General features: G+C 67.5%; 23 protein-coding genes and 1 pseudogene. 13 read left to right on the forward strand and 11 right to left on the reverse strand.

Annotated features, from left to right (window positions below):
* Positions 1-86 precede the first annotated feature (86 nt).
* Positions 87-1,217, reverse strand: coding sequence for a M24 family metallopeptidase (locus ACFQEV_RS05895; RefSeq protein WP_379693572.1), 1,131 nt, complete (start codon positions 1,215-1,217; stop codon positions 87-89).
* Positions 1,218-1,371: 154 nt separating this feature from the next.
* On the opposite strand from ACFQEV_RS05895, the gene ACFQEV_RS05900 reads away from it, so the two are divergent.
* The 5 genes from ACFQEV_RS05900 to ACFQEV_RS05920 all read left to right on the forward strand — a co-directional run bounded on the left by ACFQEV_RS05900 (position 1,372) and on the right by ACFQEV_RS05920 (position 5,169).
* The gene (locus ACFQEV_RS05900) at positions 1,372-2,202 is read left to right on the forward strand and encodes a COX15/CtaA family protein (protein WP_379693575.1); all 831 of its coding nucleotides are present in this window, start codon (positions 1,372-1,374) and stop codon (positions 2,200-2,202) included.
* Between the two features lie 156 nt (positions 2,203-2,358).
* Complete coding sequence (locus ACFQEV_RS05905; RefSeq protein ID WP_379693578.1) at positions 2,359-3,270, forward strand: basic amino acid ABC transporter substrate-binding protein; 912 nt, start codon at positions 2,359-2,361, stop codon at positions 3,268-3,270.
* Between the two features lie 47 nt (positions 3,271-3,317).
* Positions 3,318-4,151 (forward strand): amino acid ABC transporter permease, encoded by an 834-nt coding sequence (locus ACFQEV_RS05910; RefSeq protein WP_379693581.1) that lies wholly within the window; start codon positions 3,318-3,320, stop codon positions 4,149-4,151.
* Entirely contained in the window at positions 4,148-4,882 is a 735-nt protein-coding gene (locus tag ACFQEV_RS05915; RefSeq protein WP_379693583.1) for an amino acid ABC transporter ATP-binding protein, read from the forward strand. The genes ACFQEV_RS05910 and ACFQEV_RS05915 overlap by 4 nt, the downstream gene beginning before the upstream one ends.
* Positions 4,883-4,968: 86 nt before the next feature.
* Complete coding sequence (locus ACFQEV_RS05920) at positions 4,969-5,169, forward strand: DUF8106 domain-containing protein (RefSeq protein WP_379693586.1); 201 nt, start codon at positions 4,969-4,971, stop codon at positions 5,167-5,169.
* A gap of 109 nt (positions 5,170-5,278) precedes the next feature.
* Here ACFQEV_RS05920 and ACFQEV_RS05925 read toward each other — a convergent pair whose 3' ends face one another.
* A complete protein-coding gene (locus ACFQEV_RS05925) occupies positions 5,279-6,754 on the reverse strand; it encodes a replication factor C large subunit (protein WP_379693588.1) in 1,476 nt (491 codons plus the stop codon).
* A gap of 42 nt (positions 6,755-6,796) precedes the next feature.
* Entirely contained in the window at positions 6,797-7,351 is a 555-nt protein-coding gene (locus ACFQEV_RS05930) for an ArsR/SmtB family transcription factor (RefSeq protein ID WP_379693590.1), read from the reverse strand.
* 129 nt (positions 7,352-7,480) lie between these two features.
* Here ACFQEV_RS05930 and ACFQEV_RS05935 point away from each other — a divergent pair.
* A pseudogene (locus tag ACFQEV_RS05935) lies at positions 7,481-9,810 on the forward strand (heavy metal translocating P-type ATPase).
* On the opposite strand, the gene ACFQEV_RS05940 reads toward ACFQEV_RS05935, so the two are convergent.
* From ACFQEV_RS05940 to ACFQEV_RS05955, 4 genes are all read right to left on the reverse strand, one after another.
* Positions 9,807-10,016, reverse strand: coding sequence for a heavy-metal-associated domain-containing protein (locus tag ACFQEV_RS05940; RefSeq protein ID WP_379693592.1), 210 nt, complete (start codon positions 10,014-10,016; stop codon positions 9,807-9,809). The pseudogene ACFQEV_RS05935 and the gene ACFQEV_RS05940 overlap by 4 nt on opposite strands.
* Positions 10,017-10,133: 117 nt before the next feature.
* The gene (locus ACFQEV_RS05945; protein ID WP_379693595.1) at positions 10,134-10,853 is read right to left on the reverse strand and encodes an alpha/beta hydrolase; all 720 of its coding nucleotides are present in this window, start codon (positions 10,851-10,853) and stop codon (positions 10,134-10,136) included.
* 178 nt (positions 10,854-11,031) lie between these two features.
* On the reverse strand, positions 11,032-11,862 hold the full coding sequence (locus tag ACFQEV_RS05950) for an ABC transporter permease (RefSeq protein ID WP_379693598.1): 831 nt from the start codon (positions 11,860-11,862) through the stop codon (positions 11,032-11,034).
* Positions 11,859-12,530 carry an ABC transporter ATP-binding protein gene (locus ACFQEV_RS05955; protein WP_379693602.1) on the reverse strand — a complete coding sequence of 224 codons (672 nt, stop codon included), beginning with the start codon at positions 12,528-12,530 and terminating at the stop codon, positions 11,859-11,861. The genes ACFQEV_RS05950 and ACFQEV_RS05955 overlap by 4 nt, the downstream gene beginning before the upstream one ends.
* 219 nt (positions 12,531-12,749) lie before the next feature.
* Here ACFQEV_RS05955 and ACFQEV_RS05960 point away from each other — a divergent pair, with 219 nt between their 5' ends.
* On the forward strand, positions 12,750-13,325 hold the full coding sequence (locus ACFQEV_RS05960; protein WP_379693604.1) for a DUF2703 domain-containing protein: 576 nt from the start codon (positions 12,750-12,752) through the stop codon (positions 13,323-13,325).
* Positions 13,326-13,329: 4 nt separating this feature from the next.
* Here the strand turns inward: ACFQEV_RS05960 and ACFQEV_RS05965 are convergent, their stop codons facing one another.
* Positions 13,330-14,523: an alpha/beta hydrolase family protein gene (locus tag ACFQEV_RS05965; RefSeq protein ID WP_379693606.1), complete on the reverse strand. Its 1,194-nt coding sequence runs from the start codon at positions 14,521-14,523 to the stop codon at positions 13,330-13,332.
* Between the two features lie 176 nt (positions 14,524-14,699).
* On the opposite strand from ACFQEV_RS05965, the gene ACFQEV_RS05970 reads away from it, so the two are divergent.
* Positions 14,700-15,338: a GNAT family N-acetyltransferase gene (locus ACFQEV_RS05970; protein WP_379694554.1), complete on the forward strand. Its 639-nt coding sequence runs from the start codon at positions 14,700-14,702 to the stop codon at positions 15,336-15,338.
* Positions 15,339-15,371: 33 nt separating this feature from the next.
* On the opposite strand, the gene ACFQEV_RS05975 is transcribed toward ACFQEV_RS05970, so the two are convergent.
* Positions 15,372-15,938: a GNAT family N-acetyltransferase gene (locus ACFQEV_RS05975; RefSeq protein WP_379693608.1), complete on the reverse strand. Its 567-nt coding sequence runs from the start codon at positions 15,936-15,938 to the stop codon at positions 15,372-15,374.
* A 92-nt stretch (positions 15,939-16,030) separates the two neighbouring features.
* Here ACFQEV_RS05975 and ACFQEV_RS05980 point away from each other — a divergent pair, with 92 nt between their 5' ends.
* Both ACFQEV_RS05980 and ACFQEV_RS05985 read left to right on the forward strand, forming a co-directional pair.
* The gene (locus ACFQEV_RS05980; protein WP_379693611.1) at positions 16,031-16,729 is read left to right on the forward strand and encodes a hypothetical protein; all 699 of its coding nucleotides are present in this window, start codon (positions 16,031-16,033) and stop codon (positions 16,727-16,729) included.
* Between the two features lie 41 nt (positions 16,730-16,770).
* Positions 16,771-17,136 carry a hypothetical protein gene (locus ACFQEV_RS05985; protein ID WP_379693613.1) on the forward strand — a complete coding sequence of 122 codons (366 nt, stop codon included), beginning with the start codon at positions 16,771-16,773 and terminating at the stop codon, positions 17,134-17,136.
* Here ACFQEV_RS05985 and ACFQEV_RS05990 read toward each other — a convergent pair.
* Entirely contained in the window at positions 17,118-17,807 is a 690-nt protein-coding gene (locus ACFQEV_RS05990) for a metal-dependent hydrolase (protein WP_379693615.1), read from the reverse strand. The genes ACFQEV_RS05985 and ACFQEV_RS05990 overlap by 19 nt on opposite strands.
* Positions 17,808-17,991: 184 nt before the next feature.
* Between ACFQEV_RS05990 and ACFQEV_RS05995 the strand changes: the two genes are divergently transcribed.
* From ACFQEV_RS05995 to ACFQEV_RS06005, 3 genes are read left to right on the forward strand one after another with little or no spacing between them, the layout of a single operon-like run.
* Positions 17,992-18,699 (forward strand): helix-turn-helix domain-containing protein, encoded by a 708-nt coding sequence (locus ACFQEV_RS05995; RefSeq protein ID WP_379694556.1) that lies wholly within the window; start codon positions 17,992-17,994, stop codon positions 18,697-18,699.
* Between the two features lie 38 nt (positions 18,700-18,737).
* Positions 18,738-19,490, forward strand: coding sequence for a hypothetical protein (locus tag ACFQEV_RS06000; RefSeq protein ID WP_379693617.1), 753 nt, complete (start codon positions 18,738-18,740; stop codon positions 19,488-19,490).
* 8 nt (positions 19,491-19,498) lie between these two features.
* Positions 19,499-19,885: an ArsR/SmtB family transcription factor gene (locus tag ACFQEV_RS06005; protein WP_379693619.1), complete on the forward strand. Its 387-nt coding sequence runs from the start codon at positions 19,499-19,501 to the stop codon at positions 19,883-19,885.
* 27 nt (positions 19,886-19,912) lie between these two features.
* On the opposite strand, the gene ACFQEV_RS06010 is transcribed toward ACFQEV_RS06005, so the two are convergent.
* Positions 19,913-20,200 carry a hypothetical protein gene (locus ACFQEV_RS06010; RefSeq protein WP_379693621.1) on the reverse strand — a complete coding sequence of 96 codons (288 nt, stop codon included), beginning with the start codon at positions 20,198-20,200 and terminating at the stop codon, positions 19,913-19,915.
* Positions 20,201-20,237 lie beyond the last annotated feature (37 nt).

The following is a 20,237-nucleotide window of genomic DNA, read 5'->3' on the forward strand; positions in this document are numbered from 1 at the left end:
TTAGGGCCACCGCGGGAGGCGTCAAAAATGTACCGTACTGTCGAAAACTCGCTTCGACAGACGACGAAAAAGGACTCGAAACCGAGTTACTCCTCGGGGGCGAGGAGTTCGTGGCGTTCGATGGAGAACTCGCCGTCCGCCGACTCGACGGTCCGCGTCGGCCACTCGTCCGTCTTCGTCAGCACTTCCGCGCTATCCTCGGTGACGAGGACCGTGTCCTCGGACTTCGCGCCCCGTACGGTCGGGTTGTAGGCGTACGCCATCGGCGCGCGGACCGACCGGTTCTCGTTCGGGGAGACGAACCACTCGCGGCCGGCGTACCCCGCCGCGCCGCCTTGGTGGTGGTTCCGCCACTCGTCGGGTTCGCCCGCGTCCTCGTAGGCGGCGACGATGGCGTCGAAGACGTCCGCGGCCGTCCCGCCCTCCCGGGCCGCCTCCCGCGTCGCGCCGAGCGCCGTCGTCTCGACTTGCATCGCCTTCTCGTGGCGGTCTTCCAACCACGAGGGCGGGTCGAACGCCACGGTTCGGGTGGTGCTGGCGTAGAGGCCGCCGCGTTCCGCCGTCACCGACAGGAGGGCGTAGTCGCCGAGTTCCGCGAGCGTCGGCGTGTAGTGGCGGTACGACTGCGCCCGCTCCGACCCGCCGACGAGGACGACGGGCGCGTTGGCGTTCCGGGTGGCGAGCGCGATTCGGAGAGCCGCGGCGACCTCGTGTTCGGTGTCGCCGGGTTCTATCTCGCGGGCGACCCGTTCTATCGCCGTCGCCACGTCCCGGCCGAGTTCGCGGTAGCGTTCCGCGTCGGTCTTGGAGAGGGGTTGTCTCAGTTCCGTCGCGTCGAGGGCGTCGAACCCGGGCACGTCGAAGTCCGCCGCGGCGCGACCCTCCGTACGTTCGGCGACGGCCTCCGAGAGCGACGATTCGTACCACGCCGCGGACTCGACGTCGAACGCGGCGGGGAGTTCCTCGTCTCGGAGGCGGCCGGCCTCGATGTTGTCGGTGACGACGCGCCACCCCTCGTCCCGGTCGTACCCGGCGGCGGCGACGCCGACGTCGGCGTAGCGGTCCACGACGTTGCTGCCGCCCGTGAGCCACGAGAAGGAGTTCGGTCGCGCGAACCAGACGGCGTCGAGTCCCTCCCGGTCGAGGTACTCGTCGAGTCGTTCGCGGCGGTCGGTGAGGTGCATCTCGACCCGTTCGGGGTCGTCGTCGTCGGTCATGAGTTGGCGTTCCGACGCCGGGGCTTCAAACGTGTCGGTGGGGGCAGGTTCGTCGCCGGCGGGGGCGTCGAACGGGGCGAGGCGCGTCCCTCGCTGATGGTGCGCCCGGCGAAAGGTAGAGCGATTCAAGTGTCCGCGACACGGAACCGACGGTATGGACACCCGCCTTCGTCGTCTCGTGGCCGCCTCGTTCGTTCTCACGGGGATACTGATGGTTCTCGGGGTGTACACGGCGGCCGCCGGGGCCGGACTCACCTGCGCCGGCCGGTGGCCGTTCTGCGACGGCTTCCTCGGCCTGTTTCCGGCCAACTGGAGCAGCTTCATCGAGTGGTTCCACCGCCTCGTCGCGATGGTGACCGGATTCCTCGTCCTCGGGACGACGCTCCTCGCGTGGCGCGAGGGCGTCGCCCGGCGGGTTCGCGTCTCCCTCGCCGTCTCGACGGTGCTCCTGCCCTCGCAGATAATCCTCGGTGCGCTGACCGTCACGACCTACCAGTGGGCGATTCTAATGGCTCACTTCCTCACCGCCTCGATAATCTTCACCGGCGTCGCCCTCGCCGCCGCGTGGACGTTCGAGACGGCCGACCCGACCCGAATCCGAACGACCGTCACCGCCGCGGCGGCGGGCCTCCTCGCCATGGTGATCACGACGCCGCACGCGTTCGTCCCGTTCGGCGCGAACGTCCAAGCGGTGTACTACGGGGTCGGTCTTGCGGCGTACGCCGCCCTCGTCGCCGCCGCCGTCTGGACCGCCGACGCGTTCGAGGGCGGCCTGCGCTCTCGCCTCCGTCTGACGACCGGGGCCGCGGCCGTCCTCACCGTCTCCTTGCTCGTCCTCGGGCGGCAGGTGTACGGCGGCGGCTTGGAGTACGTTTCGCTCGCGGGCACGGCCGTCGCGTTCGGCCTCGCCGCCGCCGCGGCGTGGCTTCTCTACGACCGGACGCGGGCGGGCCGAGTCCGCGGCGTCCCCGGCGGAAGCGACTGAGGCGGCAACCGTCGCCGTCGCGGCGTTCAGTTGCGCAATCATCCAAGTTTTCCAGATATTCTGACACACATATCCCACCGAAGGCCGCTCTTGTTCCAGTTCCGAGTTTTCAGAATCGAAGAGGTGTTATACCTCGGTCGGCTACCGGACACTGTCATGGATAGACGTACGTACATCAAGACCGGTACCGGTGCCGTCGTCGGCACGCTTCTGGCCGGTTGTACCGGCGGCGGTGGCGGTGGCGGCGAAGGCGAAACGACCACGGGGTCCGGCGAAGAGACGACGAACGCCGAGACTGGGACCGGCGAGGGGACGACGACGGGCGGGTCGAACTCCCTCCCCGAGACGGTCGTCATCGGGTCCGACATCCCGTACCGTCCGTTCGAGTACGAGACGACGTCCGGCGAACTGACCGGGTTCGACGTGGACATCGCCAAGGCCATCTTCGAGGGTGAACTCGGAATCGGCTACGAGTTCAAGCCGACGAGTTTCGACTCCATCATCCCCTCGCTGAACAACAACAACTTCCGCATCATCATGTCGGCGATGACCATCAACGAGAAACGCGCCAAGAAGGTGGACTTCTCGGACCCCTACTTCACGGCGTACCAGACGGTCATCGTCCGGCAGGACAGTTCCATCTCCTCGAAGCAGGACCTCAAGGGCAAGAACGTCGGCGTCCAGAAGGGGACGACTGGCGCGAACGCTGCCGAGGGCCTCAAAGAGGAGTTCGGCGGTAACCTGAACCTCAAGAAGTTCGACCAGATCTCCGGCGCGTTCCAAGCGCTCATGAACGGACAGGTCGACGCCGTCATCAACGACAACACGGTCAACGCCGAGTTCGTCAACGGGAAGGGCGAGGGCAAGGTCCGGTTCCTCGAAGGCGAGGGCGCGGCCGCCGAGCAAGGCAAGAACGCCCCGCCGTACCTCACGCTGACGGTCGAAGAGTACGGCATCGCGTTCCGCAAGGACGACGACGAGTTCCGGAAGAAGGTCAACGAAGCCCTCGCCGCCATCAGAGAGAGCGGCAAGTACGACGAGATATACTCGAAGTACTTCCAAGGCTAAGCCTCTACCCTTCTCTTTAACACCGAAACACGCAATCTGAACCAACAATGGCTGACTCATACTCGGGAACTGCGTCCGACTCGGAGGGGGGTACCGGGGGTCCGACGTACTTCGACGACACGACGCTGAAGTACCTCGGGGCTGGACTGGCGAGTCTGTTCGCACTCGGAGTCGTCCTTCTCGTCCTCTACATCCTCGCGACGCAGGTCGACTTCAGGCTGATACCGACGATTCTGCCGCAGTTCATCAACGCGTACGTGTTGGTGCTCGGCATCGTCGTCACGTCGAGCATCCTCTCGGTGTTCTCGGGCGTGTTCGTCGGACTCGCACGCGTCTCGAAGACCAACATCACGAGCGGGATATCCGGGGCGTACGTCCAGTTCTTCCGCGGAACGCCGCTCCTGTTCCAGATATTCGTCATCTACTTCGGCATCCCAGCGCTGTGGCCGGGGTCGTTCCCCTTCTCGAACTGGGGGATTCCGACGGCGATCATCGCGCTGACGTTGAACCACGCCGCGTACGTCGGCGAGGCGGTCCGCGGCGGCATCAACGCCGTCCCGGACGGGCAGATGGAGGCGGCGCGTTCGCTCGGGATGGGCTACGTGCAGGCGATGCGCGAAGTCGTCATCCCGCAGGCGTGGCGCAACGCACTCGCCGCCATCGGGAACGACCAGGTCATCCTCGTGAAGGACACCTCGCTTCTGACCGTCATCGCCATCCCCGAACTCATTCAGCAGTTCCGCGACGTCAACAGCGCGACGTTCGACCCGTGGACGCCGTTGCTCCTCGTCGCCGTCGCGTACCTCTCCATCACGATTCCGATGGGGAAACTCGTGACCTACCTCGAAGAGCGCTCCGACTGGGGAGGTGAGCGCCGATGAGCGCGCCCCTCCTCGAATTCGACGGCGTGGAGAAGTACTTCGGCGAGACGCACGTCCTCAAGGACGTCTCCTTGGACGTCGCCGACGGCGAGGTGTGCGTAGTCGTCGGCCCCTCGGGGTCCGGGAAGTCCACGCTGCTTCGCTGCGCGAACAGACTCGAAGAGATTCAGGGCGGCGAGATTCGGCTGGACGGCCAGTCCATCTCTGACCCGAACGCGGACATCAACCGCCTCCGCCAGCGCATCGGGATGGTGTTCCAGTCGTTCAACCTGTTCCCGCACAAGACGGCCGTCGAGAACGTCACGCTCGCGCCGATGAAAGTCCGCGGCGCGAGCGAGGCGGAGGCGCGGGAACGTGCGGAGTCGCTCTTAGACCGGGTGGGACTGGCGGACCAAGCGGACTCCTACCCGAACCAGCTCTCCGGCGGCCAGCAACAACGCGTCGCCATCGCCCGCGCCCTCGCGATGGATCCGCGGGTCATGCTGTTCGACGAGGTGACGAGCGCACTTGACCCGGAACTCGTCGGCGAAGTGCTCGGCGTCATGCGGACCCTCGCGGAGGAGGGGATGACGATGATGGTCGTCACCCACGAGATGGGCTTCGCCCGCGAGGTGGGCGACCGAATCGTCCTCATGGCCGACGGGAAAATCGTCGAGACGGGCGAACCGACGCAGTTCTTCGAGAACCCCGAGACCGACCGCGGCAAGCGGTTCCTCTCGAAACTGCTGTAGCCGGGTTGGAGTCGCCGGCCCGCTATCTGTCATCTTCTTTTCGGCGCAGACGCCACCGCTATCCCCTCTGAGCACGTAATTCGACCATGAGCGCAATGGAACGAAACCCGAACGCGGCCGGCGACGAAGAGCGCCGAACCGTCCGAAAGGACGTGCTCTTCTGTCCCGACTGCGGGCGAATCGCCTCCTCCGACCGGTGGGAGTGGAACGACGGCGACGACGTCGAAACGCTCGACTGTCCGAACTGCGGAACCACCCTCACGACCCGTCCGCACGCACTCGCCTGAGCGTCGGACCCGCTATCCCCGTTTTTTCGCCGCCCTGGGAACGTCACCGCTTCGCCGCCGTCACCGCCGAGCGACGGCTATCGGCTTCGCGAGAAAAAGACCGCTCCGCTCAGAAGTCCGTGAGGCTGAACTGCCCGTCGTCCCCCTCGGCTTCCTCCCCTTCCGCCGCGTCGTCGTCCGCGGCGTCCCTGTCGAGGACGTCGTCCGCCGCGCCGTCGCCCTCGTCCGCGTCGTCACCAGCCGAATCGTCGCCGTCTCGGTCCGGGACGCCGCCGGCGAACGCGTCGCCCGCGTGGTCCTCGATGGCCTCCTCGCGGAGTTCCTCGGCGTCCTCGACGATGGACTGGACCTTGTTCGTCGTCTCGCCGCTTCCGGTGACGTAGGAGACGGCCGACTCGTCGAGGTCGTAGTGGGCGGCCATCGCCACGGTCAACTCGCGCGGCTTGCAGTGGTGGGTCATCGCCGAGAGGAACGGCAACACGTCGCGCCGCGCGGTGGCCATGCTGAACCCGCCGGACTCGGCTATCTTGCGCACCACCTCGTCGCGCGTCTTGTTCCGCGTCGAACGGTAGGGCGCGCCGCCGTACCGCGTCCACCCGCCGCGGGTTCGGTCCCGCGAGGCGGCGACGCCGGCGGCGAGGTTGTCCGTCGCGTACCGCCAGTAGGAGTACTCCTGCGACGCGCGGACGCGCCCTAACCAGACGTCGGCGTTGGCGAGGAACTCGTAGGCGCGGGCGAGTTCGTCGGGTTCGTAGACGATGGACACCTTGTCCTCGACCCACTTCGTGAGGTCGTCGGGCGTCTCGTCCACCGAGTACGCCGACTGGAGGGCGTCGCGGGCCGAGTCCTCTTTGAGGACGGCGTCGAGGAACTCGAAGAGGCCGACCGACTTGTCGCGCGACCCGGTCACCACGTCCTCGACGGTCAGACGCTCCTTCCCGTCGGCGGCCGCCTGCAGGTCGTTGATGGCCGACCGGAGGTCGCCCTTGTTCACCTCCGCGAGGTGGTCGAGGGCCTCGGAGTCGAACTCGATTTCCTCCTTGCGGAGGATGTCCCGGAGGACGGGCACGATGGACCGCGAGGACACGTCGCGGAACTCTATCTCCCGGGCGGCGTTCCGCAACCCGTTCGACATGTCGTAGTACTCGTTCGCGATGAGGACGATGGGCTGGTTCGACTTCTTGACGAGTCGGGTGATGGCCCCCGCGCCGCCCCTGTCGTAGTTGCCGTGGATGTTGTCCGCCTCGTCCAAGATGACGAGTTGGCGGCCCTCGCCTCGTCCCGTCGAGTCGCCGGCGCTCGACCCCGCGAGCGTCGTGTTCATCGCGGCCCGACCGGCGAATCGCTCGATGACGTCCGCCGTTCGCTGGTCCGAGGCGTTCAGTTCGACCGACTCCCACCCCATGTCGTTGGCGAGTGCGTGCGCCGCGGACGTCTTGCCGACGCCCGGCGCGCCGTGGAGGACGACGGCCTCCCGGTGGTCGTCCCACGTCTTCGCCCACTCCTCGAACGCGTCGCGGGCCTTGTTGTTCCCGCGCACCTCCGCCAACGTCGAGGGGCGGTACTTCTCCGTCCAGTCGCTCATTGTCGAAGCAAGGCGCGAGGTGCGTTTAGTGGTTGCGGAGGCCTACGACGAGTCGGTGTTCAGTTCGTCGAACGCCCCGTCCTCGCTCGCGTCCGTCAGAGCCCTGTTGACCAGTTCGCGGACGACGAACTCCTCGTAGCGTTGGCTCTCGCAGTACTCGCACGGTGTCATCTCCCGGGCGACGCCCTCGATGGCTTCGCCGTGTTCGCGGGACAACTGCTCGACGAGCGAAACGACCCCCTCCCGCGCCGCCTCCCGCGCCTCCGCGAGTTCGTCCTCGCTCCCCTCGGGGAGGTCGTACGCGAACACGCGCGTATTCGATTTGTAGTATTTGAGCGTCCCGCCGCCGGCGTCTTCGAGCCGAGCGATTTCGACCAGACCGGCGTCCTTCAGGACGTTGACGTGGTGGCGAACGGTGGTCTCGACCTTCTCCTCGCCCCGCCGCTTCAGTTCCTCGTGAATCGCGCCGATGGTCATCTCCCGGTCGGCCAGCATGTCCAGAATCTTCGCGCGTACGTCGTTGTCTAGCGCCTTGACCTTCTCGGGGGCCGTCGTGATGACGTTCCGAACCGGAACGTCGGTTTCGAGGAGAGACATTCGTACCGGCGGTACGGGAGTGAGCGTCCTAAGGGTATCGCAACCTCGTTCGTCCGGTAGAATTTGAATACCACCGCTACAACACGCATCAGAATGCCTTTCACTGCGCCGCTCCGAGTGTAGCCAACGATGAGTACCACGCACGCCCAGTACGACATCGGCGGGATGTCGTGTTCGTTCTGCGCCGAGAGCATCCGCAAGGCGTACGAACGGACGGAGGGCGTCGAGGAGGTGAACGTCAGCCTCGCTCACGAAGAGGTTCGAGTGCGGTACGATAGCGGCGCGCTGAGCGAGGTCGAACTGAAGGACACGCTCCGCGACCTCGGCTACACTATCCGCGACCCGGACAAGCGAAAGCGGTTCGAGGAGCAACGGAGAGAGGTCGAAGAGGCCACCCGGCGATTGACGCTCGCCGGCGCGGCGGCCCTCGCGACCGTCGGGCTGATGCTGTTCATGATTCTCGTCCGCCGGACGTTCGAATCGCAGGCCCGTTGGATGGATCTCGTGACGCTGGGCCTCGCACTCGGGACGATGTTCGGCCCCGGGCGCTACATCGCCGCGAAGGCCTACAACAGCCTTCGACGCCGCATCTTCAACCAGCACGTCCTCCTCGAAGCCGGCGCGTTCGCCGGTCTGTTCGGGGGGTTCCTCGGGTTGTTCGTCTTCCCCGGCTTCCCGACAGTCCACTTCTTCGCCGTCTCGGTGTTCATCACCGCGTACCACGTCCTCTCCGAGTATACTAGCCTCATCGTCCGAACGCGTGCGTCGCGGGCCGTTCAGGGACTTCTCGACCTCCGGCCGGACACCGCCCGGCGCGTCCGCGACGGAGCGGAGTCGGAGACGCCCCGCGCAGACGGTGACGTGGAGGAAGTCGAGGTAACCGAACTGGAGACGGGCGACCGCGTGCGGGTCAAACCCGGGAGAGCATCCCCGTGGACGGCACCGTACTCGACGGCGAAAGCGCCGTGGACGAAAGCGTCGCGACGGGCGAATCCGTTCCGGTGGACAAGACGCCGGGCGACGAGGTAATCGGCGGAAGCGTCAACGACACCGGGACGCTCCTCGTGGAGGTGACCGCGACCGGCGACGATGCGTTCCTGACTCAGGTTACGCGGCAGATAGAGGAGGCGAGGGCGATGAAACCCGGGGTCGTCCAGTTAGCGGACCGCGTGCTGAAGTACTTCGTTCCCGGCGTCCTCGCCGTCGCCGTCGTCTCCTTCCTATTTTGGGTACTCGTCCCCGCCGTCTGGTCGGGCGGGCCGTTCGGGACCGGCCCGAACGTCCAACGCGGAGCGTTCGCGGCGTTGGCCGTACTCGTCCTCGGATATCCGTGCGCGCTCGGAATGGCGACACCGCTCGCACTCATCCGAGGCGGCGGCATCGCCGCGAACCGGGGGATACTGATGCGAAGCGGCGACGCCTTCCAGATCTTCCGAGACGTGGACACCGTCGTCCTCGACAAGACGGGCACCATCACGAAGGGCGAACCCGCGGTCGAGGAGGTGGTCGCCGTCGAGTGCGCGGCGTCCGACGTGATACGGCGCGCGGCCACCGCGGAGGCGTTCAGCGAACATCCCCTCGCGGACGCCGTCCTCGATTGCGCGGCCGAACGCGGCGTCGAATACCCCGACCCCGACGAGTTCGACAGCGTGACCGGCAACGGCGTTCGCGCGGGGGTCGGCGGGGAGCGGATTCTCGTCGGGAAACCCGAGTGGCTCGCCGAGGAGGGAATCGATACCACGACCGCCCGAGGCGATATCGACCGACTCCGGGGCCGAGGCTACACCGTCGTTTGCGCGGCCGTGAACGAGTCGGTCGTCGGCCTCGTCGCCATCGGCGACCCCGTGAAAGACGACGCCGCCGAGACAGTCGAGCGAATGAAGCGGGTCGGCATCACGCCGGTCATGATCACCGGCGACAACGAGCGAACCGCCGACGCGGTGGCGGAAGCGGTGGGCATCGACCGGGTGATGGCCGACGTGCTTCCCGGCGACAAGCGCGACGAGATACGGCGGTTGCAGGACGACGGTGAACGCGTCGCGATGGTCGGCGACGGCATCAACGACGCGCCCGCACTGACGCAGGCCGACATCGGCATCGCCATCGGCGCGGGGACTGACATCGCTATCGAGTCGGCGGACATCGTGTTGATGGGCGACCGACTCGGCGGCGCGATGGACGCCTACGAGATCGGAAAGAGCAGTTATCGGAAGACGAAGCAGAATCTCCTCGCCGCGTTCTCGTTCAACGGTATCGGCGTGGCCGCCGCCACGACGGGCCTCGTCCACCCGGTGTTCGCGATGATCGCGATGGTTCTCTCCGTCTCTGTCGTCCTCGCGAACAGTTTCGCGGGGCAGTTGCTTCGGGGCGAGCGTCCCAACACGGACTTCGCGGCCGAATCCAACGTCTCCCCGGTCGAGACGGACGCGTCCGCTGAAGCGGACGCGAGGGCGGCTTAAGCGACGACTTCGTAGCCGACGCCGTGGATGACGGTTCCGAGGTCGTCGTCGTTCACGTCGTCCTCTACGACGATTTCGACCGTACCCGCCTCGTGGTCCGCTTCCACGCGGCGCACGCCGTCGACGTTCTTCAGTGCGTTCTCGACGTTGCGTTCGCATCCGTTACAGGACATCCCGGAAACGTCGATACTGCGACGTTGTACCATAGTCGATCGTCGAGTTTCGAGAGGATGAGCCTTACGACGGGAGTCGTAGCGGCACCTAGCGGTAGGTCACGGACGCGTCTTCGGCCTCCGAGCGCCGAGACCAGTCGGTCCAGACGACTACCGCCGCGGGCCGAGCCATTCGGCCACGTCTTCCACCGCCGCGTCGGAGACGCGGTGGCTGACCGGGTAGGAGCGAAACGTCACGTCGAGTCCGGCGTCGTCGAGTCGCGCGGCGGACTTCTCGCCGTACTGAGGCCCGATGATCGAGTCCTTCTCGCCGACGCCGACGAACGCCGACTTCCCTCGCGCGCGCGCGAGCGTGTCCGCGTCGTCGTGACCTCTCGGGAGGAAGCCGTTCAGCGAGACGGCCCAGCGGAACCGCTCGGGCTCTTCGACTAGCGCGGCGAGGGCCGCCTTCGCGCCCTGACTGAAGCCGAAGAGGCCGATACGCTCGGGGTCAACGCCGTACGCTTCGGGCACGCGTTCGGCGAAGTCGGCGAGCAGTTCGATACTTCGCGCGAAGGGCTTCGACCCCGGCCCCATCCACGCGTATCCGTTACGGGTAGCCGAGTGCGGGCCGCGCACGCCCAGTACGTGCAGGTCGTCGGGGAGGTTCTCGGCGTGCGGGAGGAGTTGGCGCTCGTCGCCCCCTAATCCGTGTAACAGTAGCACGGCGGGGGCGTCCGCCGTCGGCTCTCCGGGCGATTTCGAGACGTGAGCCAGCGGAAGTTCGTCCGCGGGAGTCGTCGTCTCGGGAGTTTGCGCTCTGCCCTCGCGTTCGCTCTCCTCCCCGGCGCATCCCGCAAGTACCGCGGGGACGAGCGCACTCGCCTTCAACAACCGTCGTCGGTTGATTCCCGCGCCGTTCGCGGTGCTCTCTCCTGCGGTGGCGGGGCGTACTCCGGACCGTTCCACCTCGCGAGCCGATGAGAGAGGGTGTCTTCTCGGTCGAATAGCACAGTGCGTAGCCGCTTTACGCGGATAAGCGGCGCGGCCGTCGGGTCGAACCCCTCCTTCACTCGCGGCTTAGAAGCGTCCGTATCCCTCCGTCGGCGGGTTCCTCGAACGGTTTCAGTTGCTCCGCCTCCGTGAACGCGTACTTCCCGACGAGGAGCGTACTCGCCATGCTCGTGAGGCCGCCCGCCGCGAACAGCATCCCCATGATGACGAACTGGTACTCCGCCGCGTAAATCGGGTTCGCGCCCGCCAGGATCATCCCCGACATCATCCCCGGGATGTAGACGAGTCCGAGACTCTTCAGCGAGTCCACCATCGGGATGAGCGACGCCCGGACGCTGGTCGTCACGTACTCGGATATCACCTTCTCGGGGGGGACGCCGAGTGCGAGCACCGCCTCTATCTCCGCCCGGTTCGACCGAACCTCCCCCTTGAATCGGTCCAGGGCCAGCGAGTTCGTCTTCATCGCGTTCGCGATTATCATCCCGCCGACGGGGATGAGGTTCCGAACCGTCGCGTCGATGGCCCCCGCCGCGAGCATCGCGACGATGACGAGGCCGGAACCGAACAGAATCGCGACGAACGACACCCGAAGAACCCCCGGGACGCCCCCACCGCGGTCCTTCGATATCCACGCGGCGATGGCCATCATGGCGAGGAGGACGCCGCCGCTCCACGCCAACGGGACGGAGAACAGGACGCCGATGAACGCCCCCATCGCGATGACCTGCACGAACCCGCGCGCGAACGCCCACCCGAGTTCGGATTCGAGGTCGAGGCTCCGGAGGTACGAGAGGCCGAGGACGACGGCCGCGAGTGCGGATGCGGCGGCCACTTGGACGAGTCCACGCACGACGACCGGTTCGAGGAATCGGTCGAGGAGCGTCACGGGAGGACCCCCTCCGTCGGACCGACGGTTTCGACGCGGCCGTCCGCGAAGACGGCTACTCGGTCGGCGAGTCGCCCGGCCTGCGAACGGTCGTGGGTCACGAGCACCGCCGTCGTGTTCGACTCCCCGACGAGTTCCTCCAAGAGGGATTCGACCTTCGCCTCCGAGGCGGCGTCGAGGCTGGCGGTCGGTTCGTCGAGGAGGAGAGCCTCGGGGTCGTTGAGTATCGTCCGGGCTATCGCGACGCGTTGGGCCTCCCCGCCGGAGAGATCGTCGGTGGTGCGGTCCTCGTACCCCCGCAGGCCGACGCGCCCGAGGACGCGCGCGACTTCGGCCTCGTCCACGGACTCCCCGCGAAGTCTCGGGCCGACCGCGACGTTCTCGCGGACGGTCCCGCCCCGGAGAGCCGGTCGCTGAGGGACGTATCCGACGCGACGCCGGAGTTCGCGGGGCGGAATCGTCCGGTAGTCCGCCCCGTCGAGGAACACGGTTCCGCCCGTGGGCTCGTCTAGTCGGTTGAGCAACCGCAGGAACGACGACTTCCCGGCCCCCGACGGACCGACCACTCCGAGGACGTCGCCCTCCTCGACGGAGAGCGATACGCCGTCGACGATGCGTTCGCCGTCGGCCTCGTGGGAGAGGTCTCGGGATTCGAGTTTCGGCGGCATCGGTTACCTCACCGTTCGGCGGCTTCCCGTTTAGAGTCGCCCGGTGGTTCGCGCCGCGACTCGGACGGACCGGCCGCCGGCCGCTGACCGCTGACCGGCCGCCGGTCGTTGACCGCCGACCGACCGCCGATCGACCTCGAACCGGTTTCCGCAGAGAAACCGCGTTTATGCCCTCGTACTGCCCGATATATGGATGTCCGTCCCGTAGACGAACTCGGAATGTCGAACCCATCTCCCCACCCGAACGTGTCCGTCGAAGCGGTGACGCCCGAGTCGTCCGCGAATCGCACGGTGACCGTCGAGTTCCTCTATCTCGACCGCGAACGCTGCGAACGGTGCGGCGACACCGAGGCGTCCCTGCGGGAGGCCGTAGACGCCGCGGCGACCCCCCTCGACGAACTCGGCGTCGATATCGCCCTCCGGTACGTCCACGTCGAGAGCGAGGCCGACGCGCGCCGCGTCCGCCTCGAAACCTCCCCGACCGTCCGCATCGACGGGCGCGACGTCCAACCGAACTACCGCGAGAGCGAGTGCGACTCCTGCGGCGAGTTGTGCGACTGTGACATCCGCTGCGGGGAGGACGGTATCGGCTGCCGGGTCTGGTCGTACCGCGGGGAGGAGTACGAGGCGGCCCCCGTCGGACTCCTACTGGCGGCGATTCTCCGGGCGGCGGTCGGCGCGGACTCGCCGGTCCGACCCGACGCGCCCCACCGACTGCCGGAGAACCTGCGGAACTTCTTCGGCGGCGACGCCGAGGCGGACGCCGCGGAGGAGCGACGAACCTCGTGCTGTTGACTCCTCACGCCGCCAGCGCCTCGTCCAACCAGTCGTACATCACGTCGGACGCCAGCGTCAGGTTACCGACCTGACAGTGCTCGCCGGCCCCCTCCTCGGTTCCGAACACGCGAACCGTCGTCGGGCAGGTCAGTTCGTCCACGAACTCCGCCGCGAGTCCGAGGGGGACGAAGTGGTCGTCCTCGCCCGCGAGGACGAGCGTCGGGCAGTCGATGCGCCCGGCCACCCCCGACAGCGAGTACTCCGGGAGCGTCCGCTGGAGTTCCGCGGCGGAGTCGACGCCGAACACCCACTTCGAGTTCTCCAGCAGCCACCGCGATTCGAGGCTGACCCGCCCGCCGAGGGACGCGAGCGCGTTCACGACGATGTCCGGGGCGAGGCGCATCGCCCGCGCGAGGCGCGGTGCCTCGTACTCCGAGGCGCGGTACAGGTCGTGCATGTGGTCGAACGCGACGAGTGCGGCGACCCTGTCGTCGAACGCCGCCGCCCGCGGGGCGTAGTACCCGCCGAAACTGACGCCGACGAGTCCGATTCGCGCGTCGTCCACCGACGGGAGGTCCGCCGCGTAGTCCAACGCCGGGCCGACGACGTGCTCCCAGTCGGGGCGCGCCGTCAGGCCCTCCTCCCGCAGGGGCGCGCCCTGTCCCGGCCCCTCGAACGCGAGGACGGCGTACCCGCGCGCCAACGCCTCCGGGACGGCACAGAGGAAGTACAGTTCCTCGGCCACGGAGTCGAACCCGCCGAGACAGACGACGGTGGGACGGGGGCCGTCGGCGTCCGCCGGGACGAACAGGTAGCCCGGCAGGTCGGTGTCCTCGTACGGAATCTCGACGCGCGTCGCCGGCGAATCGAGGCGTTCGGCGGCGGCCCGGAACGCCTCCCGACTCCGTTCGTACGTCGGGCGTCGCCGGGAGTCGTCGGCAGGGAGGAAGAACTCCGCCGTCCGGAAGTACGTGTGCGCCCGGAAGTACGCCCCGCGGGCGGTTCGCTCCCGCCCCGCCTCGGCCGCCTCCTCGGCGAGTCCCTCGACGCGTTCGGCGGTCCGACGCCACTCCTGGTGCCACGACTCGGTGTCGCGCTTCCCGATTCGCTCCGCCGTCGTCAGCACCTCCCCTATCTCCGCGCCGCCGAACGACGTGTACGCCATCGCGCGGAGCGTCTGGTAGTCGAACGCCTCCCCGGAGAAGTGAACTCGCATACGGCGCGTACGCGGCGCGCGGTGAAAAGCGCCGACCGTGCTATTCGGTGCCTCGGTCGGGGAACGCTTTTTTCGGCGTCAGCCGTCCGTCGGCGTATGCGCCGCGTATCGCGCGCGAACGGTCCGCGCCCGCCGGCGTCGGCGGGCGCTCGGCGAGGGTCGGTCCGATGAGCGACCTGTTTCCCGCCGCCGTCGAGACGAGTCGCCTCCGACTCGAACGCGCCGGCCGCGAGACGGTCGACGTCCGCGAACTCTACCGAATCTCGTCGGCCGACGACGGCATCGAGGACGTGACCGAACACGTCCCGTGGTCGCCGCACGAGAACCCGAAGGAGACGGCGGAGTTCCTCGATAGCTGCGAGGAACGGTTCCGCGAGGGGGAGAACGCGAACTACGTGATTCGGCCCCGGGAGGGCGAAGACGGTGCCGGGGAGTTCGCGGGGATGGGCGGTCTCAGGTGCGAGTGGGACCGCGACAGGGCGGAACTGGGCATCTGGCTGCGAAAGCGGTTCTGGGGCCGCGGCTACTCCGGCGAACGCGCCTTCGCCCTGATGCGCCTCGCCTTCGAACGACTCGACTTCGGCCTCGTCGCCGTCGGCGTGGTCGCGGAGAACGACCGTTCCCGGCGGGCGGTCGAGAAGTACGTCGAGGCGACCGGCGGGCAGTTCGAGGGCGTCGTCCGCCACGGGTTGCCGTTCGACGACGGTGCGGTCCGCGACGAGGCCCGCTACTCCGTCTCGCGGGCCGAGTGGCGCGACTCCGACGCCGACCGGTCGTCGTCGTCGGTGCGGTTCCTCGACTCCCTCGACGACTGAGGCGAGGCGTCGCCTCCAAGAGACGAACGCCCGCTACAGTTCGCGGGCGATCATCTCGCCCCAGTGTTCGAAGCCGTATCGGTCGTAGAACGCCTGCGCGCGTTCGTTCTGGCGGTCCACGTCGAGCACCATCCGGTCCAACGGCAGGTCTTGGTTCTTCGCGCAGTCGAGTGCCGCCCCCATTAGGTCGTCCGCGACGCCCGTCCCGCGGTACTCCGGCAGGACGAATATCTCGTTGAGGACGGCGGCGTCCCAGACGAACGACAGCGATTCGGGGAGGACGAACGAGTAGCCGACGACGTCGTACTCGTCGCTCCCGCCGTCGTCGGCGCTTCCGTCCGCGTCGTCCTCGTCCGCGTCGTCTCCGCCCTCGACGACGGCGACGGTCACGCTGTCGGGGTCCTCCTCGACGCACCGTTCGACCCAGTGAAGCCACCGCGCGCGGTAGTCGGCGGTCAGTTTCTCCTCGTACGCCGGCAGTTTCGCCGCGCCGCCCGTCTCCGACCCGATTCCGAGTTCGAACTCGCGCTTTCTGTCCCAGAGGCCGGCGGCGTCCTCGCTCTCGTACGGACGAATCGTCACGGCTGGCGTCTCGCTCATGTATGAACGATTCGAATCGTCCACAATGAACGCTACCACGGCGCGCGCATCAGCACCATGTTAATATAGGAGTACGTGATTGTACATCTCGCATGGACCTTCCGTTCGATAGACGGGCGAAGCGACTCGTCCTCGGTGTGCTGAGTGTGGTCACGGTTCAATCGTGGCTCCGCGCGTGGCACCGCCGATGGCTGGCGACCCCCGCGGAGATGCACGACCCGCTACCCGGCGACGATATCGTCGAAGACGCGAATTTCGTACGAACGCACGCTGTGACGGTGAACGCGCCGCGGGAAGCGGTGTGGCCGTGGCTCGCCCGCATGGGCGCAGAGCGGACGGAACTCTCCGAAGAGGACCTGCGATACGACGGCGACGGCGACGACGGAACGCGCCTCTCGGAGTTCCGCCGACCGACCGTCGGCGACGCGGTGCCGGCGCTTCCGAGCCGAGACGACGGCTTCGTCGTCAGCGTACTCGACCCCGGCCGGTCGCTCGTCCTCGCGTCGCTGACGGACGTCTTCGGCCGTCGCGAGTCCGAACCGGGCAAGTCCTCGCGGTGGTTCTGGCGGACAAGTTGGGCGTTCCGACTCGCGGAACCGTCGCCGGGTCGGACCCGCCTCGTCGTCCGCGTCCGCGTGAGTTACGGGCCCAAACTGCTGGCTCCCTTCGCGCACCTCGTGGCGTTCCCGACGCACTTCCTCGCGCAACGGCGCGAACTGCTGGAACTGAAGTCGCGCGCCGAATCGCTCGCCGCCGAGTGGGGCGACGACGAGCGACAGCGACACCTCTGAACGGCGGAACGTTCAGTACGCCGTACGACGTCGATCCGCGTATGGCCGCCCGCCCTCTCGATTACCTCCTCGCGTACGTCGGGTTCGCCCTGATCCTCTGTCAGCACGCGTTCGTCGCCGCGCAGTTCGCCTCGCCGGACCCGTACTCGCAGTTACCGTACCTCGCCGTCGCACTCGTCGTCGCCGCGCCCGCGTCGGTGCTGTATCTCCGCCGCGGCGGATCGGTCGGCGACGTGGGGTCGTTCTACGTCACGCTGATACTGTTCGCGGTGGGCGTCGGCATCGCCGCTTTCCTCGTCCTGTCGCTCCTCGGCGCGGATTCGACGCTCGGTCCGACGCCGAGCGTCGCACTCCTCCTCGCCGGTGACGCCGTCGCGTACCTCCGCGTCTACCGCGACGCGTTCTGACCGCCGGCCGCGGCGGTTTCGCTCGTCTCCACCGCCTCCTCCGCCGAACGCTCGTTCTCCCGCAGGCGCGCGCCGACGACGAACGCCGAAAGCAACACGAGCATCAGTCGCGTGCCGGACATCGCCAGCGGGAAGATTCGCTCGACGTTCGCCGGTTCCGCGCCGGGGGAGGGGTCCGCGCCGGTGCTGTAGTGGAAGTTCCGCGTCGTCCACGAGGCGGGTTCCGCGGGCGAGAGGTCCACGAACGTCTGGACGACTCCCCGCTGATTCGACAGGTAGAGTCGCCCGTTCATCGTGTAGAACGCGTCGTGAAGCGGGTAGAACGCGTTGACGCCGTTGGTGAACAGGTCGGGGAGGATACCCCCGCCGACGAGGGCGACGACGCCCGCCCACGCGAGTCGGACGCCTCGGGGACCGAACCGCGTCCGGAGGCGGGAGACGGACCGAACGCGCGTGTCGTAGGCGAGGACGGCGACGAGGACGGCCGGAAACAGGAACGTGTGGAGGAGCGCTCGGTGCGCGCCGGGGAGGACGAACCCGAAGAAGGTGTCTACGTCCGGAAGGGCGGCGGCGACGAAGACGACGGCGGCGGCCCGCCGGTCGAACCCCGCGCCGAGGAGTCCCGCGCCGAGGAGTCCGCCGACGGCGACGTGGACGAGCGTCGATGGCATGGGAGAGACTGGCGCGGGTTCCGCCTTGAATGTTCGTCTCGGCGAGACGGGAGGGAGCCGCCGCCCTCCCTCCCGCCGGGCATCGTCGTTCGTCGAACCCTACTTTCGGTATCCTTTTGCGGTCGTCCGACCGATGTTCGACCGATATGGCACGGCGCGAACGAACGCGCGGGGGCGAGAGACGGTGACGACGGTTCCGCGGGACGAGCTGGCCCGCCGCATCGCGGGCGAGATAACGCTGAGCGACGACCCCGGTGCGACGCTCCGGAAGTGGCGCACCGACTTCGACATCTCCCAGACGGCGCTCGCGGGGCAACTGGACGTCTCCTCGTCGGTCATCTCCGACTACGAGAGCGGTCGGCGCGAGAGCCCCGGCATCGGCGTCGTCAGGCGGATGGTCGAGGCCCTCCTCGACATCGACGAGTCCAGAGGCGGCGAACGCATCCGGCAGTACGCCCGCGTCATCTCCGCGGGGTTCGAAAGCGACATCGTCCAGGACCTCAGGGAGTACCCCACGTCGATGCCGCTGGAACGCCTCTACGAGGCGATGGACGCGAAAGAACTCGTCCGCGGCGACCACGACCAGATAAGCGGTCACACGGTGATAAACAGCATCGAGGCCATCACGCGCCTCTCCTCCGAGGAGTTCTACCGCCTCTACGGCCAATCGACGAGTCGCGCGCTGATATTCACCGGCGTCAGTCGCGGCGAGTCGCCCCTCGTCGCCCTGCGCGTCGTCAACCCGACGCCGCACGCGGTCATCCTCCACGGACTCGACGAGGAGGACCTGTGGGAACACGCGCCCGCCCTCGCCACCATCGACGGTTTCTCCTTGGCCATCTCGAACCGCGATTTGGACGACACGCTCGAAGACCTGCGGAAACTCCCGTAACGGGAAAACACTTACCAACCACCGCGGAACTCGGGGGCGTGCCCTCCGAAACGCCCCGTTGTCGCTCCTTCTCTCGCCCTCGAATCGCCCGGAGACGCTTCCTCGCGGGACTCTCCGGAGTCGCCGCTTCGCTCCCTCTCGCCGGTTGTCTGGGCGGCGCGGCGTCCGACGATTCGGCCCCCGCGAGTACCCTTTCTCCGACTCGGACGCCGACGGAGACGCCGATTCCCGACTCGGTCGTCGCCTCGGAACTCGAACTGGAGGCGTCGATGCTGTCGCAGTCGTCCGCCGACTCCCCGGCGCGGTTCGAGGCGACGCTCCGAAACGCGGGCCGACACACGCTCGAACTCGATTTCGGCCCGACGCTGATGTTCTCCGGCAGTAAAGCCGTAGAGAACACGTACGGACGCGGCGACGCGCTTCGAATCGTCCCCGACAGAGAGGTCGGACTCGTCGAGACGCCGTCGGAACCGAACGAGTCGGGCTGTCGGCGCGCCGAGGGCGTCACCGCGGTACAGAGTATCCTCCGGCGGAAGACGCTGGAACTGGGCGATACGTTCTCAGAGACGTACTTCATTTACACCGCGCCCGACGCGCCGACGTGTCTGCCCGACGGCGAGGACGCGATTCGAGACGCCGTCGGGACCAACGACGGTCACGTCGTGACGACGCTCTCGTTCGCCGTCGCCGACGAGGAGGTGTCCGTCTCCGGGTCGGTCGTACCTATCCTCGCCGCCCCATCTGCGAATAGTTCTCATCCGCCAGGGAGTTCTTCAGTCGAGGTGACGTAACTCCGTCCATGAGCGGATGGGACGCCGACAGCGCGTTCGACCTGCTGGGGAACGAACTCGCGCGGAAGATTCTCGTCCTCACGAGCGAGCGAGCCCTATCGGCCGAGGAACTCACCCGGCGGTGCGATGCGTCGCAACCGACCGTCTACCGGCGACTCGACGCCCTCGAATCGTACGACATGGTGGCGGAGAAACTACGGTACGACGCCGACGGCAACCACTACTCGGCGTACGAGTGCCGCCTCGAAGAACTTCGATTCGGCGTCGAAGACGGCGGCTTCACCGTCGATATCGAACTGCGACGAACCGTCGCGGGCGAGGGCGACGGCGAGTCGGTATCGCGGCGGAGTGCGACGGGCGGCGTCGGAGACGTGGGCGACACCGACGCCCTCTGAGGCCCGTCGGCCTCCGCCCGCCGTTCGTCACCCCTCCGCCCGCGTCGTTCCGAGGCGGAGCGTCGAGTGTTCGGCCAAGTAGACGTAGCCGAGTGCGCCGAGGGCGAACGTCACCATGATGGGGACGTACCACTTCGGCGACATCTCCGGTCGGACGAACGCCGACCAGTACGCGACGGCGAAGCTTCCGGCGGCGAAGAGCACCGCTTTGTAGTGACTCGAAACGTCGGAAACGGCGTTTTCGAGACTCGATTCCTCCGAACCTCCTCCGCGTCCGTCGTCTGCGGCGTCGTCGGCTCGGGTTGGTGCGTTCATGCTGACACCGTACCAAACGTTCGTGAACGACGTAAGG

This window comes from Halopelagius fulvigenes (assembly GCF_042662625.1).
Lineage (GTDB): Archaea > Halobacteriota > Halobacteria > Halobacteriales > Haloferacaceae > Halopelagius > Halopelagius fulvigenes.

Coding starts and splice junctions, on each gene's coding strand:
- ACFQEV_RS05905 (WP_379693578.1), top strand. CDS start 2,359: ATGGATAGACGTACGTACATCAAGACCGGTACCGGTGCCGTCGTCGGC.
- ACFQEV_RS05965 (WP_379693606.1), bottom strand. CDS start 14,523: ATGCGAGTTCACTTCTCCGGGGAGGCGTTCGACTACCAGACGCTCCGC.
- ACFQEV_RS05975 (WP_379693608.1), bottom strand. CDS start 15,938: ATGAGCGAGACGCCAGCCGTGACGATTCGTCCGTACGAGAGCGAGGAC.
- ACFQEV_RS05985 (WP_379693613.1), top strand. CDS start 16,771: ATGGCCGCCCGCCCTCTCGATTACCTCCTCGCGTACGTCGGGTTCGCC.
- ACFQEV_RS05980 (WP_379693611.1), top strand. CDS start 16,031: ATGGACCTTCCGTTCGATAGACGGGCGAAGCGACTCGTCCTCGGTGTG.
- ACFQEV_RS05895 (WP_379693572.1), bottom strand. CDS start 1,217: ATGACCGACGACGACGACCCCGAACGGGTCGAGATGCACCTCACCGAC.
- ACFQEV_RS05920 (WP_379693586.1), top strand. CDS start 4,969: ATGAGCGCAATGGAACGAAACCCGAACGCGGCCGGCGACGAAGAGCGC.
- ACFQEV_RS06005 (WP_379693619.1), top strand. CDS start 19,499: ATGAGCGGATGGGACGCCGACAGCGCGTTCGACCTGCTGGGGAACGAA.
- ACFQEV_RS05900 (WP_379693575.1), top strand. CDS start 1,372: ATGGACACCCGCCTTCGTCGTCTCGTGGCCGCCTCGTTCGTTCTCACG.
- ACFQEV_RS05955 (WP_379693602.1), bottom strand. CDS start 12,530: ATGCCGCCGAAACTCGAATCCCGAGACCTCTCCCACGAGGCCGACGGC.
- ACFQEV_RS05990 (WP_379693615.1), bottom strand. CDS start 17,807: ATGCCATCGACGCTCGTCCACGTCGCCGTCGGCGGACTCCTCGGCGCG.
- ACFQEV_RS05940 (WP_379693592.1), bottom strand. CDS start 10,016: ATGGTACAACGTCGCAGTATCGACGTTTCCGGGATGTCCTGTAACGGA.
- ACFQEV_RS05910 (WP_379693581.1), top strand. CDS start 3,318: ATGGCTGACTCATACTCGGGAACTGCGTCCGACTCGGAGGGGGGTACC.
- ACFQEV_RS05960 (WP_379693604.1), top strand. CDS start 12,750: ATGTCGAACCCATCTCCCCACCCGAACGTGTCCGTCGAAGCGGTGACG.
- ACFQEV_RS05930 (WP_379693590.1), bottom strand. CDS start 7,351: ATGTCTCTCCTCGAAACCGACGTTCCGGTTCGGAACGTCATCACGACG.
- ACFQEV_RS05915 (WP_379693583.1), top strand. CDS start 4,148: ATGAGCGCGCCCCTCCTCGAATTCGACGGCGTGGAGAAGTACTTCGGC.
- ACFQEV_RS06010 (WP_379693621.1), bottom strand. CDS start 20,200: ATGAACGCACCAACCCGAGCCGACGACGCCGCAGACGACGGACGCGGA.
- ACFQEV_RS05925 (WP_379693588.1), bottom strand. CDS start 6,754: ATGAGCGACTGGACGGAGAAGTACCGCCCCTCGACGTTGGCGGAGGTG.